Here is a 16322-nt window from a genome sequence, read left to right on the forward strand (position 1 = left end):
CGCCGGGCCCCGCCCGCCCCCGGGCGGCGGCCTTTGCCCCCTACCCGCCGTTCCCCTAACCGGGGGTTCGGCCCGGCCCCCGGATCCTCAAACGCCGGAGGGGCTGGAGGGTGGGCCGAGGGGTGGGGTAGGTGGGCCGAGGGCCTGGAGGGGGAGGCGGGTGGGGCGAGGCGCCGGGTAGGCCGGGGGCTGGGGGCAACGGGCTGGGGGGCCGGGGCTGGGAGCAACGGGGTGGGGACCGGGGGCTGGGTGAGCACAGGGCGAGGTAAGCACCGGGCGAGGTAAGCACCGGGGGGACTCGTGGCCCCGGAGGGACCCGTGACCCCAGGGGCTGATGGGCCCGAGCCGAGGTCAGGCGGAACCGGCTGAAGCCGGCGCAGCGATTAACGGACCAGACGTGCGTCAGGCTCGGATCAGGGTCAGGACCTCGTCGCGTACCGCCGTCAGCGTCTTCTCGTCCCGGGCCTCCACGTTCAAGCGCAGCAGTGGTTCCGTGTTGGAGGCGCGGACGTTGAACCACCAGTCGTTGGACGTCACCGTGAGGCCGTCCAGTTCGTCGAACGTAACGTCCTCGCGGTTGCCGTACATCGCCTTGATCGCGGTCAGTCGGTCGGCCTGGTCCTCGACGGTGGAGTTGATCTCGCCGGAGCCCACGTACCGGTCGTACTGGGCGAGGAGTTCCGAGAGCGGGGTCTCCTGGCCGCCGAGGGCCGCCAGGACGTGGAGGGCGGCCAGCATGCCCGTGTCCGCGTTCCAGAAGTCCCGGAAGTAGTAGTGCGCGGAGTGCTCGCCGCCGAAGATCGCACCGTGTTCGGCCATCTCGGCCTTGATGAAGGAGTGGCCTACGCGGGTGCGGACCGGCGTTCCGCCGTTCTCGCGGATCACCTCCGGTACCGACCAGGAGGTGATCAGGTTGTGGATGACGGTGCCCTTGCCACCGTTGCGGGCGAGTTCGCGGGCCGCGACCAGGGCCGTGACCGCGGACGGGGAGACGCCGGCGCCGCGCTCGTCGACCACGAAGCAGCGGTCCGCGTCGCCGTCGAAGGCGAGGCCCAGGTCGGCGCCCTCGGCCAGTACGCGGGCCTGGAGGTCGACGATGTTCTTCGGGTCGAGAGGGTTGGCCTCGTGGTTCGGGAAGGTGCCGTCCAGTTCGAAGTACATGGGGACGAGGTCGAACGGGAGGCCCGCGAAGACGGTGGGGACCGTGTGGCCGCCCATGCCGTTGCCCGCGTCCACGACGACCTTCAGGGGGCGGATCGAGGACAGGTCGACCAGGCCGAGGAGGTGGGCGGCGTAGTCGGTGAGGGTGTCGCGTTCGGTGATCGTGCCGGGGACCGTGGGGGGCCGGCCGGGGGCGCCGTGCGTGGACCAGTTCTCGACCAGCGTGCGGATCTCGGTCAGGCCGGTGTCCTGGCCGACCGGTGCGGCGCCTGCCCGGCACAGCTTGATCCCGTTGTACTGGGCCGGGTTGTGCGAGGCCGTGAACATCGCGCCCGGCAGGTCCAGTGCGCCCGATGCGTAGTACAGCTGGTCCGTCGAGCAGAGGCCGATCAGGGTGACGTCGGCACCGCGCGCCGCCGCGCCGCGGGCGAAGGCCGCGGCAAGGCCGGGTGAGGAGGGCCGCATGTCGTGGCCGATCACGATCGCGTCCGCGCCGGTGACCTGCACGAAGGCCGCGCCGAACAGTTCGGACAACGACTCGTCCCACTGGTCGGGCACTACTCCGCGCACGTCGTACGCCTTCACGAGCTGCGACAGATCAGCAACCACGGCCGGTCCTCCTGGGGTCTCTGCGGAGCGCCCAAACTACCCGGCCGGGGTGAAGGCTGCGGCGGGATGCCCGTCAGGGATGCGGCCAAGGGCCGGTAGGGCCGTGCTGTGCGCTTCTCAGGAGTCGGGCGAGCGGAGCACCCGCAGGTGGCCGCGGCGCGCGACCTCCACCGGGTCGGCCGTACGCGGTCCGCGGTTGCCGGCGCCCGGTCCGCGGTCATGCGGCCTCGCCGCTTCCCGTACCGCGTTGGCGAGGGCTTCGAGATCGTCACCGCTGGGGCGGGTGGGTGCGGAGGGGTCGGAGAGCCGGACCACTTCCCAGCCGCGTGGCGCGGTAAGCCGCTCACTGTGTTCGGCGCACAGGTCGTAGCAGTGGGGCTCGGCATAAGTGGCGAGCGGGCCGAGGACCGCAGTCGAGTCGGCATAGACGTACGTCAGTGTCGCGACGGCAGGACGGCCGCACGCGGTTCGCGAACAGCGACGTACAGGGCTCACGATGTTGGACGGTACCGCACTCTTGAGCGGGCTGCGACGACTCCCCCGCACCTCACCCCCACGTGTCGCCCTGTGACCTCCGGCACGACTCTCTTCCGGGCAACTGCCCTGACCTGCACGGCGACAGAGGGGCGACGGTCGCTGCCCCCGTCGATTCCGGTCATCGGCCCGAGCGCAAGCTGTCATGAGGCGCGGATCGGCTGTCGAAGTCGGGGCCTGATCCGGACTCACCTTGGCCGGAATGTTCAGGAGTGGACACACGCCGGGCCTGCGCGGGAGCCGCGATCGGCATGCCGCGCGGAGAGTTACGCTGCGTCGGTGATGGACAGTTCCGTACCTCCCCGCCCGTCCGAGCCCCACCCGTCCGAGCCCCGCCCCCGCCGCCGCGACCGCCACGGGCGCGGCATGCGGGGGCCCGTCGCGCCGCCCCAGGTGCCGCTGTCGGTGAGCAGGGCCGAGTCGTTCCGCGATCTCGTGCAGGACTCGGTGGAGCGGCTGGAGCGGCGCTGGCCGCAGCTGGCGGATGTCGACTTCCGGGTTCTCGACGTTCCGGGAACGCTGGGTGACAGCGTGCCGCTGGGGCGTGCGGTCGCCGCCGAGAAGGGGCAGCCCGCGCAGGTCGTCGTCTACCGGCGCCCCGTCGAGATCCGCACCAAGAGCCGCGACGAGCGCGCCATGCTGGTGCACGAGATCGTGGTCGAGCAGGTCGCGGAGCTGCTCGGGCTGGCGCCGGAGTCGGTCGATCCGAGGTACGGGCAGGAGTAGGGGCCCCGGGGCCCCTGACGGCGGATCAGTCGTCCAGCAGTGAGAGGTCCTGTTCCGCCCTGGGGACCTCGACCGTGCCGCCGTCGTCGGCCGGTGTCTGCACCGTGAACATCTCGACGCCGTCCTCCGGAAGAGCGAGCGTGCGGGCCGCGTGGACCGGGCCGCCCGACTCCGGCTCGACCGTCAGCGCGTAGCTGCCCTTGAGGCCGGAGGGGACCGGCGGGGTGACGGCGATCGTGGTGCCGCCCTTGACCGTGTACGTCTTGACGACCTGTTCGCCGCCCTCGGTGCCCGCCGACGCGGTGACCTTCACCTCGGCCGTCGCGCCCGGGGCCGTGAGGGAGAGGACCGAGCCCTTGGCCCTGTTGTCGGCCACGGTCGCACGGGTGCCCACCGGGCCGGTCGCCGGGATGAAGGCGACCTCCCGCTTGGCGCCGGTGCCCCGGACCACGCGCAGCGCGGCGACGATCGGGGTGGCGCGGCTGCTCTCCACGGGCGTCAGCCGCAGTGAACCCGGTTCACCCTTGGTGACGTCCCGCAGGTCGACGCTCGCGGTCATGTTCGACTTGATGTGCAGGGTGTCGTTCCCCGCCGGGGAGAACGTCGCGTTCTTCCCCATCAGCTGGACCTTCACATCGGCGTCGTCGTCGCCCGGCGCGAAGGCCACCAGCTGTACGGAGGTGGCGTCGGCCGGGATGCCGGGCAGCACGAGTGTGCCCGTCGGATCGACGGAGGAGGCCAGCCAGTCGCTTCCGGCGGTGTCGTCGGCCGCTCTGATGAGGGCCCCGATCCGTCCGGTACGGGTGGTGACGTGGACCGCCACGTCGTCGACGGCCTCGCTGGTCAGGGTGGAGATCAGCAGCGCGACGCTCGAGCGGGCGGGGATGGTGGTGCCCTCGCCCCCCTCGGACTTGAGCGGGCCGTCGGGGCCGTACAGCTCGATGTCGGCCACGGCCGGGGTGTCGTCGGGGTTGGTGAGGTGGACGTAGTCCTGGCGCGCCTTCGATGTGCTCGCGCCGGGGAACCAGAAGTCCGTGTCGGGGCGGGTGCAGCTCGCCCCGAGCAGACCGCGCGCGCCGCCCGCGGTGACCGTGGTGGTCTGCTGGGCGGTCCAGCCGGGTGCCAGGCGGCCGGTGGCGGTGCCGATCAGGGCGGGGGCGTCCGACTCCGAGGTCTCGGCGCCTGACGGCTTGCCGGGCTCCTTGAGGGCGACGACCGGCTTGTCGGCCTTCGCCGCGGCCTTCTTGTCCTCCTTCGGGTCCGGTTCGGTCCCCTCGTCCGGGGGGAGGGGGGTGGCGGGCTTCAGCTCGGCACCGTCGGCCTCGCCTTCGCCGTCGCCCTTGCCCGCCGGGGTGAAGGACGTGTACGTCGTGGATGCCAGGTCGGAGCTGCTGGGCGCCGGGCAGAGCAGGCTGGAGCGTTCGACGGGCAGGCGGGACGCGGCCTTGGCCTCCGTGGTGACCGCTTCGCCGGGCGCGTTGAGCGCGGCGAAGCCGGTGACGGCGGCGAGGGCGGCGGCGCCCACGATGAGGGAAAGGGGGGTGGACTTCACTCGGACTCGCCTCGCGATGCGTTACCGGTATGCCACGGGCCCTCGCCCGGGGCGGTGCTTTCGTCCTGCTCGTCGTTCTGGGTGGTGTGCGGCTGCTGGTAGTGGCCCTGGCTGTCGTACGGGGCGGCTTCGCCCGTACCCGTGGCGTAGGGCTGCTGGGCGTAGCCGTACGGGTCGTACGCGGCGTTCTGCTGGTAGGGGTCGGCCTGGTACTGACCGGCCGCCGGGTACTGCTCGCCGCCGTACTGGCCGCTCTGGTACTGCCCGGCCTGGTACTGCCCGTCCTGGGGCTGGGTGCCGTCCTGGTACTGCGTGTAGTCGGCGTTCTGGTACTGCTGCGCGTCCCACTCGGCGTACTGCTGCTGCGGCACCGCCGCGTACGTACCGGTGTCACCCTGCTGGGAGAAGGCGTCCGATCCGTCCGGGGCCGCGGCGTACGGGTCCGCGGACTGCTGCGCCGGGATGTACTCCTGCGGCGCCGCCATCGGTTCCGGAACGAGCGCGTCGCCCTCGTCACCGTCCTCCGCCTCCGCCTGGGCGGCTGCGCGGAGCCTGCGGGCCCTGCGGCCCTCCCCCGCGACCGGCTCCAGCGGCACGGCGACGGCCTCATCGGGCAGGTCGTCGTCGATCTCCCGGCGCCGGCCGGGCAGGGCCAGTACCAGCAGGACGACGGCGAACAGGGCCTGCGCCCAGATCCACGCGGTGTGCGTGACCGGGGTGTCGTACGTGAGGTCCAGCGTGCCGCCCCCGGCGGGCAGTTCGAAGCCCTGGGCCCAGCCGTCGACGGTCTTGCCCGTCAGGGGCTTCCCGTCGAGCGTGGCCTGCCAGCCGGGATCGGCGGCGTCGGCGATCCGCAGCACGCGGCCGGAGCCGCCCGAGGGGATCTTGGAATGCGCGTCGACGGGGAGCGAGGAGACGGGCAGCCACTCGCCGCCCTCACCGGAGGCCCCGTTCTCGCCGGACGCCGGGACGATCATGACCCGGGCGACCTGGCGGTCGACCCGCCACAGGGCGCTGCCGTCCAGCTGGCTGAGCCGGCTCAGGCCAGGGGTCGAGTCGAGCACCCGGCTCATCTGCCGCGGCGCCCCGTCCCGTACGAGGACGTAACGGATCGCGAAGCCGCTGAGCTGGCTGCCCTGGTCGGCGCCGGAGCCCGCGACGAGATTGGCGACGACCTTGTCGAGGTGGGTGTTGCTGCCGCCCGACTCGGTCAGTTCCGCGTCGCCGAGGCGGGCGCCGGAGCCGCGGACCAGGGTGTAGGTGACGGAGGCCGGCGACGTACCGCCGAGTACCAGGGTGCGGGGCTGGTCGCGGGTGACGCTCTCCTCCGCGACGAACGCGGGCACCTGCACCGGGTCGCGGCGCTCCAGCGGCCCGGTCGCTCCGCCGGCCATCCAGACGAACGCGGCCAGGGCGGGAGCGGCCAGCGCGGCAAGGGCGATCAGGGCGGCGACGGGCTGGCGCCAGCCGAAGCTGAGCTCGGCGACCCGGACCCGTGCGCCGTCGGCGCCGAGCAGGGCGGCGGCGATCAGCGCGATGCCGTAGACGAGCGTGGCGGGTCCGGCCCACGTCGAGCCGTTGGCGATGCCCGCGAAGAGCAGCGCGACGAGCGCGACGGCCCAGGCGGTACGGATCGCGAACTGCCGCTCGCCGCGCAGCAGGGCGGCCAGGGCGGCGAGCACGATGCCCAGGAGGAGGACGCCGCCCGCCGCCTTCGGGCCGCCGGGGCTGATCCCGAGGAGGTCCAGGGGGGAGGCGGAGCCCGTACCCATGTCGAGGCCCGCTTCCCTGAGGAAGCTCGACGGGCTGGTCAGCAGGGTCAGCGACCAGGGCGCCAGGACGAGCAGCGGGGTGCCGACGGCGGCCAGGAAGCGGAGCCCGTACGCGGTGATGTCGCCCCTGCGCAGGACCAGCACGCCGATGCCGAGTGCGACGGCGAGCGGCCAGACGATGGGGGTGAAGGCCATCGCGAAGGTGAGCAGCAGGGTGTACGCCCAGGTGGCGCGCCAGCTGCCGCGGGCGGTGCCCGAGCCGGGTGCGCCGTGCAGCCCGTGGGCCGATACGGCGGCGCGGGCGATCAGCGGGAGCAGGATGGCGAGGACGGCCGTGCCGAGGCGGCCGGTGGCCAGTGCGCCGGTCGCGGCGGGCAGGAAGGCGTACGCGATGCTCGCCCAGGCCCGCAGCAGCCGCGATTCGATCAGCGGCCGGGAGACGAAGTACGCGGTGATTCCGGCGAGCGGGACCGAGCAGACGAGCAGCAGGGTGAGCGCGAAGCCGGTGGAGCCGAGGAACAGGGCCGACAGGGCGGCGATCACGGCGAGGTACGGCGGTGCCGTCTGGGTGCCGCCGGTGCCGACCGGGTGCCAGTCGTCCGCGTACCGCCCCCAGAGTTCGGAGACGTCCCCGGGCGCGGGCAGCAGTGCGCCGCCGGCGAGTGCGCCGCCGCTGAGGAGGCCGCGGCAGGCGATGAGGGAGACGAGGAGCAGGAGAGCGAAGAGGACGGGTCCCGGCCTGCGTGCCAGCCGCTTCAGCCGGGCGAACTGCTCGATCTCCAGGAAGTCGGCGTCGTCACCGCCGGGTCCCGACTCGACGACTCCGTGGCGGGAGCCGCCGGATTCGGCGTCGGACCGGCCGCCGAAGTTGCCCGCGACCTGTTCGACGGTGGCGCGGACGGTCGCGCCGGGCGGCGGGAAGAGGGAGCGCAGTTCGCTCGCCTCGACCACCGCTCTGCCGCGTCGGCGCCGGGCCGCGATGATCCTGCCGGGCCGCAGCAGGGTGCCGAGGAGGCCGGTGACCTCGTCGACGGCCTGTCCGGGGACCTTGCCGACCAGGTAGGCGAGGGTACGGAGCAGGGTGCCGAGCACCAGCCGGAGCAGGACCCAGGGCAGGGCTTTGGCGTGGGCGTTGACGAGCATCGCGTAGACGGCGCCCGCCTTGTCGACGCGGTGCGGGCTGGAGACGGAGCGCCCGGCGCAGTCGATGGGACGGCGTTCCCGCGCGGATGCCTCGGCATGCCGCAGGATCGCGTCGGGGGCGATGAGCACCCGGTGTCCGGCCATGTGGGCACGCCAGCAGAGGTCCACGTCGTCACGCATCAGCGGGAGACTGCGGTCGAACCCGCCGAGCTCCTCCCAGACGTCACGGCGGATCAGCATGCCGGCGGAGGAGACGGAGAGCACGGTACGGACCTGGTCGTGCTGGCCCTGGTCCTGCTCGCGGCGGTCGAGTCCGGTCCAGCGGCGCCCGCTGTTGGCGATGGAGACGCCGACTTCGAGCAGTTGCTTGCGGTCGTACCAGCCGCGCAGCTTGGGTCCGACGATCGCGGCATGACGGTCGCCGTCGACGATGCGGAGCATCTCGGCGAGCGCGTCGGGCTCGGGTGCGGAGTCGTCGTGCAGCAGCCAGAGCCACTGGACCGGTTCGCCGTGCGGGAGCTCGGGCAGGTCGTAGTTGTCGTCGCGCCAGGAACGGCTGACCGGGTCCCAGCCGCTGGGGCGCTTCAGGTACGGCAGCTCTTCGGGAGTGAGGACACCGGCCGTACGGACCGCCTCGTCGACGGCCGTGCCGAAGCTCGTACGGCGTGCGAGATGAAGGACCCGCTCGTCGCCGAGCGCCTCGGTGGTCAGCCTGGCGGAGTCGTCGGCGCTGCCGGTGTCGGCCGCGACGGCGTTCTGTACGGGGCGTTCCTGCCCGAGCAGCCCGGCGAGCACGTCGGGCAGCCAGCGTGCGCCGTCATGGGAGACGAGCACGGCGGTGACGACATGCCGGGGGAACTCTGGGGCGGCGGCGGCCGGGTTCGGCGCCGCCGAGTGGCTGTGCACGGACATCGAGGTACGGGCCCTCCGGCCGGGTCCGGGGGGCGTCCCCCCGGGGGCTGCATCGGTGTACACGCGCGCCCCGGCGGGGCGTTGGCGCGTCTCGGACGGGGCCCCACACTAACGGTACGGATAACTGCGGCGGCGCCGAGCGGCTGAACGGGGGCCGGGGCACGGGTTCCGGGGCCCTGCCGCGTGGTGGTGGCGCGGGCTGCGGACATGGCGATGGCCCGTGGTCCGGGCCCTGCGGGGCAGGGTGCGGACCACGGGCCATCGGCCGATTGCACGGGCCTGGACGGCGGCCTCAGATAGAGGCCTTCTTCAGACGTCGTCGCTCACGCTCGGAAAGCCCGCCCCAGATACCGAACCGTTCGTCGTTGGCAAGCGCGTACTCAAGGCATTCGGAACGGACTTCACAAGCGAGACAGACCTTCTTGGCCTCGCGGGTGGAACCGCCCTTCTCGGGAAAGAAGGACTCGGGATCGGTCTGGGCGCACAGTGCGCGCTCCTGCCAGCCGAGTTCCTCGTCCGCGTCCTCGACCAGCAGTTGCTGGAACAGCTCGGTCATGTGCGCCCCTCGTCTGTCTCTTGCGTCCCCGTGTTGCGGCCGTTACTGATTGCGGCCGAACGACACGAGTGAAATTACAAGTGTGTAGCTCCGGGCCAGTCAAGCGGAGATCTGGTATTGGCCCCGGGATTCACTCTGCGGAACCAAGGGTATGCGGAAAGTGTTCAAATCACCAAAAACCTGACATATGCCATGCGCCTGGCGCGTCATCCACTCTCACCGTGTGAGACGACCGGAACCCTCGCCGTGTTGCGATTCGATCACCGAAGCGATCAAGATCACATTCGGGTCACGGGACCTCAACGGCGTTTACGGGTGCGGTTGATGCGCCACATCTCCGCTCCGTCGGCTGCACAAACCTTTCTCCGGACTCAACAACCGGATGAGGTGAAACATAGACCCCAAATCGGGCATTGGGTTGACAGGGGTGCATGTAGCCGGTCTCCTTGACTTCATGCCAGCGACCGCAGCGATGTACGCCACCCACGTCCGTGGGTTCCGCACCGCTGTCCAGGCCCGCTGTTGCTGTTCCAGCTGTCACAGCTGTTGATGCCCTAGTGCTCCAGCTCTGATCCAGCTCTTCGTTTCCGCGCGACTCCTGCTCCCGCGACTCGTTAGCCCCGCGATTCCTTCTCCCGCGACTCACGCGACGCCCCCCGCACGTGCCACCCACGCCGAGGAACCACGCACCGATGAACAGCGACAGCGACCTCCAGATCGCAGGCGACATCCTTGAGGTCCAGCACCTCCTCCAGCCCGCCCGCGAGCACCCCTCCACCGTGGCCGAGTTCGTCGGCCTGGCCCGTTCCCTCGCGGCCGACCGCGCCCAGTGGGCGCCCCTCGTCCAGTACGACACCGCGTCCCGCTGGTACCACCGCCTCCGCACCGGCCCCGGTTACGAGGTCTGGCTGCTGAGCTGGGTGCCCGGTCAGGGCAGCGGGCGCCACGACCACGGGCTGTCCTCCGGCGTACTGACGGTCCTGGACGGAGAGTTGACCGAGCACACCAACCGCGGTGCGCGGCCCCTGAACGCCGGTGCGCAGCGTGTCTTCGCGCCCGGTTACGTCCACGAGGTCGTCAACGACTCGCTGGAACCGGCCGTCAGCCTGCACGTCTACTTCCCCGGACTGACCGACATGCCGATGCACGCGGCGCAGTGCGCCCCGGCCGCCGCGGATGTCGTACCCGCCTGACAAACTGCTCCGCATGCGCATTGTGGTTCTGGCCGGCGGTATCGGTGGTGCTCGTTTTCTGCGTGGCCTCAAGCAGGCCGCGCCCGACGCGGACATCACGGTGATCGGCAACACCGGCGACGACATCCATCTGTTCGGGCTGAAGGTCTGCCCCGACCTGGACACCGTGATGTACACCCTCGGCGGTGGCATCAACGAGGAGCAGGGCTGGGGGCGTACCGATGAGAGCTTCCACGTCAAGGAGGAACTCGCGGCGTACGGCGTGGGACCGGAGTGGTTCGGGCTCGGCGACCGTGACTTCGCGACCCATATCGTCCGTACGCAGATGCTCGGCGCGGGCTTTCCGCTGAGCGCGGTGACCGAGGCGCTGTGTGCGCGCTGGAAGCCGGGGGTCCGGCTGCTGCCGATGTCCGACGACCGCATCGAGACGCATGTGGCGGTCGATGTCGACGGCGAGAGCAAGGCGATTCACTTCCAGGAGTACTGGGTGAAGCTGCGCGCCTCGGTCGAGGCGCAGGCGATCGTGCCGGTCGGCGCGGATCAGGCCAAGCCGGCGCCGGGCGTGCTGGAGGCGATCGCGGAGGCCGATGTCATCGTCTTCCCGCCGTCGAACCCGGTGGTCTCGGTGGGGACGATTCTGGCCGTGCCCGGGATCCGGGAGGCGATCGCCGAGGCAGGGGTTCCGGTCGTCGGGCTCTCGCCGATCGTGGGGAACGCTCCGGTGCGGGGCATGGCCGACAAGGTGCTGACCGCGGTGGGTGTCGAGACGACGGCCGCGGCGGTGGCACAGCACTACGGTTCCGGGCTGCTCGACGGCTGGCTGGTCGACACGGTGGACGCCGGTGCGGTCGACGAGGTGGAGGCGGCGGGCATCCGGTGCCGCGCCGTGCCGCTGATGATGACGGACGTGGACGCGACGGCCGAGATGGCGCGGCAGGCGCTGGCGCTGGCCGAGGAGGTACGGGCGTGAGCGACGCTCCTGCCGAGGCGCCCTCGTACCGGGTGTGGGCGCTGCCCGGCATGCCGGAGGTACGGGCCGGGGACGACCTCGCGAAGCTGATCGCGGGTACGGAGCCGGGGCTTGTGGACGGGGACGTCCTGCTCGTCACCTCCAAGATCGTCTCCAAGGCGGAGGGCCGGATCGTGCGGGCCGCCGACCGGGAGGCGGCGATAGACGACGAGACGGTGCGGGTGGTCGCGCGGCGCGGGACCCTGCGGATCGTGGAGAACCGGCAGGGACTGGTCATGGCGGCGGCCGGGGTCGACGCTTCGAACACGCCGTCAGGGACGGTGCTGCTGCTGCCCGAGGACCCCGACGCGTCGGCGCGGGCGATCCGGGACGGGCTGCGGGACACGCTCGGCGTCGAGGTCGGAGTGATCGTCACGGACACCTTCGGGCGTCCCTGGCGCAACGGTCTGACGGATGTCGCGATCGGGGCGGCGGGGGTGCGGGTGCTGGACGACCTGCGCGGCGGCACGGATGCGTTCGGCAACCCCTTGAGCGCGACGGTCGTCGCCACCGCGGACGAGCTGGCCTCGGCCGGTGACCTGGTGAAGGGCAAGGCCGCGGGGCTGCCGGTCGCGGTGGTGCGGGGTCTTTCGCACGTGGTGGATCCGGACGAGGCGGTGGGCGGCGCGCGGGCGATGGTGCGGGTCGCCGCCGATGACATGTTCCGGCTGGGGACGTCGGAGGCGGTGCGCGAGGCGGTGACCCTGCGTCGGACGGTCCGGGAGTTCACGGACGAGCCGGTGGACCCGGGGGCGGTGCGGCGTGCGGTGGCGGCTGCGGTGACGGCTCCCGCGCCGCATCACACGACGCCGTGGCGGTTCGTCCTGCTGGAGTCGGCGGAGTCACGGACCCGGCTGCTCGATGCGATGCGGGATGCGTGGGTCGCCGATCTGCGGCGCGACGGTCGCAGCGAGGAGTCGATCGAGCGGCGCGTGCGGCGGGGCGATGTGCTGCGCCGGGCGCCGTATCTTGCGGTGCCGTGCCTGGTGATGGACGGCTCGCACACGTACGGGGATGTGCGGCGCGATACCGCGGAGCGCGAGATGTTCGTGGTCGCTGCGGGTGCGGGGGTCCAGAACTTCCTGGTGGCACTGGCGGGCGAGCGGCTGGGCTCGGCGTGGGTGTCCTCGACGATGTTCTGCCGTGACGTGGTGCGGGAGGTGCTGGAGCTGCCGGCCTCGTGGGATCCGCTGGGTGCGGTTGCTGTGGGGCATGCGGCGACCGCGCCGGCCGAGCGGGCCGGGCGTGCCGTGGAGGACTTCGTCGCGGTGCGGTGAGGCCTGATCCGGGTCGGGTGATGCCTGATCCGGGTCAGATGCGGGCGATGTCGCCTCTGGTCATTCGGGGTGCTCTGCGGGGCGGGGTGTGGCCCGAGAGCAGGATCAGGCGGGTCGCCCGGTGGCGTTGGCCCTCGTACGGGGAGAGCAGCGCCAGCATCTCTTCGTCGTCGGCGTTTCTGTTGTCCGCCAGGGCGTAGCCGACGATGCCCGGGAGGTGGAGGTCGCCGACCGTGACCGCGTCGGGGGCTCCGTTCGAGCGCTGGAGGGTCTCGGCCGAGGTCCAGGGGCCGATGCCCGGGATCAGTTCCAGGCGGGCGGTGGCCTCGGGCAGGGCCATGGACGCCGCCTCCTCCAGCCTGCGGGCCACCCGGACCGCGCGCAGGACCGTCCCCGAGCGCTTGGCGTCGACGCCCGCGCGGTGCCACTCCCAGGAGGGGATCAGGGACCAGGTCCGGGCATCAGGCATGACGTACAGCTGGAGTGCGGTGAAGCGGGGGTCCGCGGGGCCGGGGGCCGGGGTGCCGTGGGCCCGGATCAGGAGGCGCCAGGCGCGGTACGCCTCGTCGGTGGTGACCTTCTGTTCCAGGATCGACGGGATCAGGGATTCCAGGACCAGGCCGGTGCGCAGCAGGCGCAGCCCGGGGCGGCGGTGCCGGGTCAGGGCCAGCAGGCGGTGGCGCGGGCGGAAGGCGTCCGGGTCGTCCGTCTCGCCGAGCAGCACCGGGAGCTGGTCCAGGAGCCACTGCGCGCCGGGGCCCCAGGCCGATGCCTCGATGCGGCCGTCGCGGGCGGTGAGCCGGAGTGTGCCGGGGCCGGCCGGGGTACGGGTGGCCCGCCAGACCGACCCGTCGGGCAGCGCCCGGAAGGTGGGGTCCGCCGGGCCTCTGCGCAGCGGACCGAGGACCAGCCGCAGGTCCAGCGGTCCCGGCGGGGTCCATTCCCGGGTAAGAGCCTCCACCGGGGCGCCCGCGGCCGGCGTCGTCGCCTGGTGCGGCAACGTCGCTCGGTGGGTGCGGGGTACGAAACGTCCTGCCACGGGTGCGGTCCTCGGATTCGGTGGGTGCCTATCGAGGGTAAGGCCGGCCGGCCTCAAGGCGGTGCGCGTCCGTTTACTGGTCGGAGGAGAAGCGGACCGATGCGTCCGGGAGGACGGCGCCGCACCAGACGCGGACTCCGTCGCGCAGTTCGTTGTCGGCGCCGACGGTGGCCCCGTCGCCGATGACCGCGCCCGCCAGCACCGTACGGCCGCCTATGCGGGCGCCCGCTCCGACCAGCGAGTCGGTGATCACCGCGTAGGGTTCCACGACCGCGTCGGCCAGCACCGTCGATCCGTGGATCCGGGCGCCCTCGCCGATCACCGCGCGGTCGCCGATGACCGTGCCGCCGGTGAGTTTGGCGTCGGGGGCGACGGTCGCGGTGGGCAGGACCAGACGGTCGCCGCAGCGGCCCGGGACCGCCGGGGAGGGTGCGCGGCCGAGGACGAGGTCGGCGGAGCCGCGTACGAACGCCTGCGGGGTGCCGAGGTCCAGCCAGTACGTGGAGTCGACCATGCCCTGGAGGTGGGCGCCCGAGGCGAGGAGTCCGGGGAAGGTCTCACGTTCCACGGAGACCGGGCGGTCGGCCGGGATGGTGTCGATGACCGACCTGCGGAAGATGTACGCCCCCGCGTTGATCTGGTCGGTGACTATCTCCTGTGGCGTCTGGGGCTTCTCCAGGAACGCGGTGACCCTGCCCGTGTCATCCGTCGGTACGAGACCGAAGGCGCGCGGGTCCTCGACCCGGGTGAGGTGCAGGGAGACGTCCGCGCCCGATGTGGCGTGCGAGGTGACCAGCGCGCGGATGTCGAGGCCGGTGAGTATGTCGCCGTTGAAGATGAGGACCGGTTCGTCGGGTCCCGAGGTGAGCCGGGAGGCCACGTTGCGGATGGCGCCCCCGGTACCGAGCGGCTCGCGCTCGGTGACGTACTCGATGGAGAGGCCGAGCGAGGAACCGTCGCCGAAGTACGGTTCGAAAACCTCCGCCAGGTAGGACGTGGCGAGCACGATGTGCTCCACACCCGCCGCCCTGGCGCGTGCCAGCTGATGGGTGAGGAACGGGACGCCCGCCGCGGGCACCATCGGCTTCGGGGTGTGCACCGTGAGCGGACGCAGCCGGGTGCCCTTGCCGCCGACCAGGAGGATCGCTTCTTTTGCCTCTGTCACAGCACTGTCTCTGCTTCCTGCTGGGGCCGGGCCTCGATTCGGCTGGCCAGTGTATGCAGACCCGGGGATCGACCCCGGTCAGCGGCCCTGCAGGCGGGCGGAGGTGGACCGGGCCGTGCCGAGCTTCTTGTAGAGACGCCATCCGGGGCATTCGGTTGCGAATCCGTCCCGATGTCCTGAGATGACGTTGAGGCTGACCTTCTTGCCCTTCTTGAACCGGTTGCCCCCGCCCGACACCAGCTTGGTCCTGCCCTTGGGGTTGGCGCCGAACAGACCGAGCTTCCAGGCGGTGAGCTTGGCGACCGCCTTCACGGAGGCCGCGGGCGGGTTCGACGAACCGTACGTCCCGAGGACCGCGATGCCCATGCTGTTGGTGTTGAAACCGAGCGTGTGTGCTCCCAGGACGGGCTTCGCCACGCCTCCCGCGCGGCCCTCGTAGATGTTTCCGCACCTGTCGACGGCGAAGTTGTAGCCGAAGTCGCGCCAGCCACTGCTCTTGACGTGGTAGCGGTAAATACTGCGGAGGACGGAGGGCGACTGTGAGCAGCGGTAGTTGTTGCCCGTGGCGGTGTGGTGCACGAAGGCGGCCTTGACCCGCTTGGTGTACGCGAACTCGCGCTCGCGGAGCTTCTCGTCCGCGCCCCAGCCCTTGCGCGTGACGATGCGGGGGCGGGGTCCCACGAACGGCTTGGCACCTGCCGCGACTCCGGCCTGTTCTTCCGTCTCGGCCTTGCTGAGGGCGGGGATCACGGTGGCGCCCAGGGGGGCGAGGTCGGCGTTGACGGCCGCCGCGGCGGCGGACTCGGCGGTGAGCGGTGCGAGCGCCGCGGACTCGGTGGTGCGGCCGGCGCCGGGGGTGCCTCCGGCGGGGGGCCGGGGCGAGTCCTCGCCCGGGTCGACGAGTTCCAGGCGCAGGCCCGCGGGGAGTTCCTGCGGGGCGGCTGCCCGGTGTCGCGGACGGTCGGCCTCGGGCCGTACGCGGACCTCGACGCCGTCGGAGTCGCCGACCCAGAGCGGGGCCGTCGAACCTCGTACCGTGCCCGCCTCGCGTTCGGCGGTGCCGGGGTCGGCGGCGTGCTCGGAGTTGTGCGTCTCGACGTCCTGCCAGCCGGACCACCGGGTGCCGCCGGTGGCGCGGGTACGGACCTGGACCGTGCCGTGGAGTTCGGCGTCCGCGTCGTCCCAGACCACGCCGACGAGCGAGAAGGGGCTGACGTCCTGCTGCCGCAGCCCTTGTCCGGCGGAGGCGGTGGGACCTGTGGGCGCGCCGGTGGCCCGGGGCGCCGCGGGAGTCAGCGGCGACAGGGGCAGGGACTGGGTCGAGCCCGGCAGTTCGGCTGCGGAGGGCTCCGCCGACGCGGCTGCTTCGGCGGACTCCGCCGTCCCGGAGCTCTCGGCGCGATCGGCGGCGGGGGCGGGGGCGGCATGGGTGGCGGAGGTGCGGACGACGGGGACGGCATGGGCGGGCGCGGCGAGCGGCAGGGTGAGGGCCGCCGCACAGGTGACGCCGATCGAGGTTGCAAGAAATGCACGCATACACATGATCCTTGGCATACAGGGACAACTCCGGCCACCGGGGCGTACGAGGGTTCCTGACGCCTCGTCTGCCGAACCGGTGTACGCGAGGCGCGGTACACCATTCCCCGCCGCCTCGGCCCGCGTACCCTTGCGCGG

Annotated in this window: 12 protein-coding genes; 4 read left to right on the forward strand and 8 right to left on the reverse strand. The window is 72.1% G+C overall.

The window, feature by feature from the left end; genetic code table 11:
* Positions 1-402: 402 nt before the first annotated feature.
* Positions 403-1770 carry a phosphomannomutase/phosphoglucomutase gene (locus tag ACWGO0_RS25465; protein ID WP_453539419.1) on the reverse strand — a complete coding sequence of 456 codons (1368 nt, stop codon included), beginning with the start codon at positions 1768-1770 and terminating at the stop codon, positions 403-405.
* Between the two features lie 117 nt (positions 1771-1887).
* Positions 1888-2265: a DUF3499 domain-containing protein gene (locus tag ACWGO0_RS25470; protein WP_185300479.1), complete on the reverse strand. Its 378-nt coding sequence runs from the start codon at positions 2263-2265 to the stop codon at positions 1888-1890.
* A 321-nt stretch (positions 2266-2586) separates the two neighbouring features.
* Between ACWGO0_RS25470 and ACWGO0_RS25475 the strand changes: the two genes are divergently transcribed.
* A complete protein-coding gene (locus ACWGO0_RS25475; protein ID WP_453539423.1) occupies positions 2587-3030 on the forward strand; it encodes a metallopeptidase family protein in 444 nt (147 codons plus the stop codon).
* A gap of 25 nt (positions 3031-3055) precedes the next feature.
* Here the strand turns inward: ACWGO0_RS25475 and ACWGO0_RS25480 are convergent, their stop codons facing one another.
* The 3 genes from ACWGO0_RS25480 to ACWGO0_RS25490 all read right to left on the reverse strand — a co-directional run bounded on the left by ACWGO0_RS25480 (position 3056) and on the right by ACWGO0_RS25490 (position 8965).
* Positions 3056-4582, reverse strand: a complete 1527-nt coding sequence (locus ACWGO0_RS25480) for a DUF5719 family protein (protein WP_453539426.1) — start codon at positions 4580-4582, stop codon at positions 3056-3058.
* Complete coding sequence (locus ACWGO0_RS25485) at positions 4579-8409, reverse strand: glycosyltransferase (RefSeq protein WP_453539429.1); 3831 nt, start codon at positions 8407-8409, stop codon at positions 4579-4581. Before ACWGO0_RS25485 ends, ACWGO0_RS25480 begins: the two co-directional genes overlap by 4 nt.
* Positions 8410-8701: 292 nt before the next feature.
* Positions 8702-8965 carry a WhiB family transcriptional regulator gene (locus tag ACWGO0_RS25490; protein WP_453539432.1) on the reverse strand — a complete coding sequence of 88 codons (264 nt, stop codon included), beginning with the start codon at positions 8963-8965 and terminating at the stop codon, positions 8702-8704.
* Between the two features lie 692 nt (positions 8966-9657).
* On the opposite strand from ACWGO0_RS25490, the gene ACWGO0_RS25495 reads away from it, so the two are divergent.
* The 3 genes from ACWGO0_RS25495 to ACWGO0_RS25505 are packed head-to-tail and all read left to right on the forward strand — an operon-like array spanning position 9658 to position 12444.
* Positions 9658-10158 carry a cysteine dioxygenase gene (locus ACWGO0_RS25495; protein WP_453539435.1) on the forward strand — a complete coding sequence of 167 codons (501 nt, stop codon included), beginning with the start codon at positions 9658-9660 and terminating at the stop codon, positions 10156-10158.
* A gap of 13 nt (positions 10159-10171) precedes the next feature.
* Complete coding sequence (cofD, locus tag ACWGO0_RS25500; protein WP_453539438.1) at positions 10172-11128, forward strand: 2-phospho-L-lactate transferase; 957 nt, start codon at positions 10172-10174, stop codon at positions 11126-11128.
* Complete coding sequence (locus tag ACWGO0_RS25505) at positions 11125-12444, forward strand: coenzyme F420-0:L-glutamate ligase (RefSeq protein ID WP_453539441.1); 1320 nt, start codon at positions 11125-11127, stop codon at positions 12442-12444. Before cofD ends, ACWGO0_RS25505 begins: the two co-directional genes overlap by 4 nt.
* 34 nt (positions 12445-12478) lie before the next feature.
* On the opposite strand, the gene ACWGO0_RS25510 is transcribed toward ACWGO0_RS25505, so the two are convergent.
* From ACWGO0_RS25510 to ACWGO0_RS25520, 3 genes are all read right to left on the reverse strand, one after another.
* Positions 12479-13483: a DNA-3-methyladenine glycosylase family protein gene (locus tag ACWGO0_RS25510; RefSeq protein ID WP_453539444.1), complete on the reverse strand. Its 1005-nt coding sequence runs from the start codon at positions 13481-13483 to the stop codon at positions 12479-12481.
* A gap of 73 nt (positions 13484-13556) precedes the next feature.
* Positions 13557-14648: a sugar phosphate nucleotidyltransferase gene (locus ACWGO0_RS25515; protein WP_453539447.1), complete on the reverse strand. Its 1092-nt coding sequence runs from the start codon at positions 14646-14648 to the stop codon at positions 13557-13559.
* A 78-nt stretch (positions 14649-14726) separates the two neighbouring features.
* Positions 14727-16184: a peptidoglycan recognition protein family protein gene (locus ACWGO0_RS25520; protein WP_453539450.1), complete on the reverse strand. Its 1458-nt coding sequence runs from the start codon at positions 16182-16184 to the stop codon at positions 14727-14729.
* Positions 16185-16322 lie beyond the last annotated feature (138 nt).

This window comes from Streptomyces sp. NPDC055749 (assembly GCF_053617235.1).

Excerpts from the sequence above, each read along its gene's own strand:
- ACWGO0_RS25485 (WP_453539429.1), bottom strand. The coding sequence starts at position 8,409 with ATGTCCGTGCACAGCCACTCGGCGGCGCCGAACCCGGCCGCCGCCGCC.
- ACWGO0_RS25520 (WP_453539450.1), bottom strand. The coding sequence starts at position 16,184 with ATGCGTGCATTTCTTGCAACCTCGATCGGCGTCACCTGTGCGGCGGCC.
- ACWGO0_RS25490 (WP_453539432.1), bottom strand. The coding sequence starts at position 8,965 with ATGACCGAGCTGTTCCAGCAACTGCTGGTCGAGGACGCGGACGAGGAA.
- ACWGO0_RS25475 (WP_453539423.1), top strand. The coding sequence starts at position 2,587 with ATGGACAGTTCCGTACCTCCCCGCCCGTCCGAGCCCCACCCGTCCGAG.
- cofD (WP_453539438.1), top strand. The coding sequence starts at position 10,172 with ATGCGCATTGTGGTTCTGGCCGGCGGTATCGGTGGTGCTCGTTTTCTG.
- ACWGO0_RS25495 (WP_453539435.1), top strand. The coding sequence starts at position 9,658 with ATGAACAGCGACAGCGACCTCCAGATCGCAGGCGACATCCTTGAGGTC.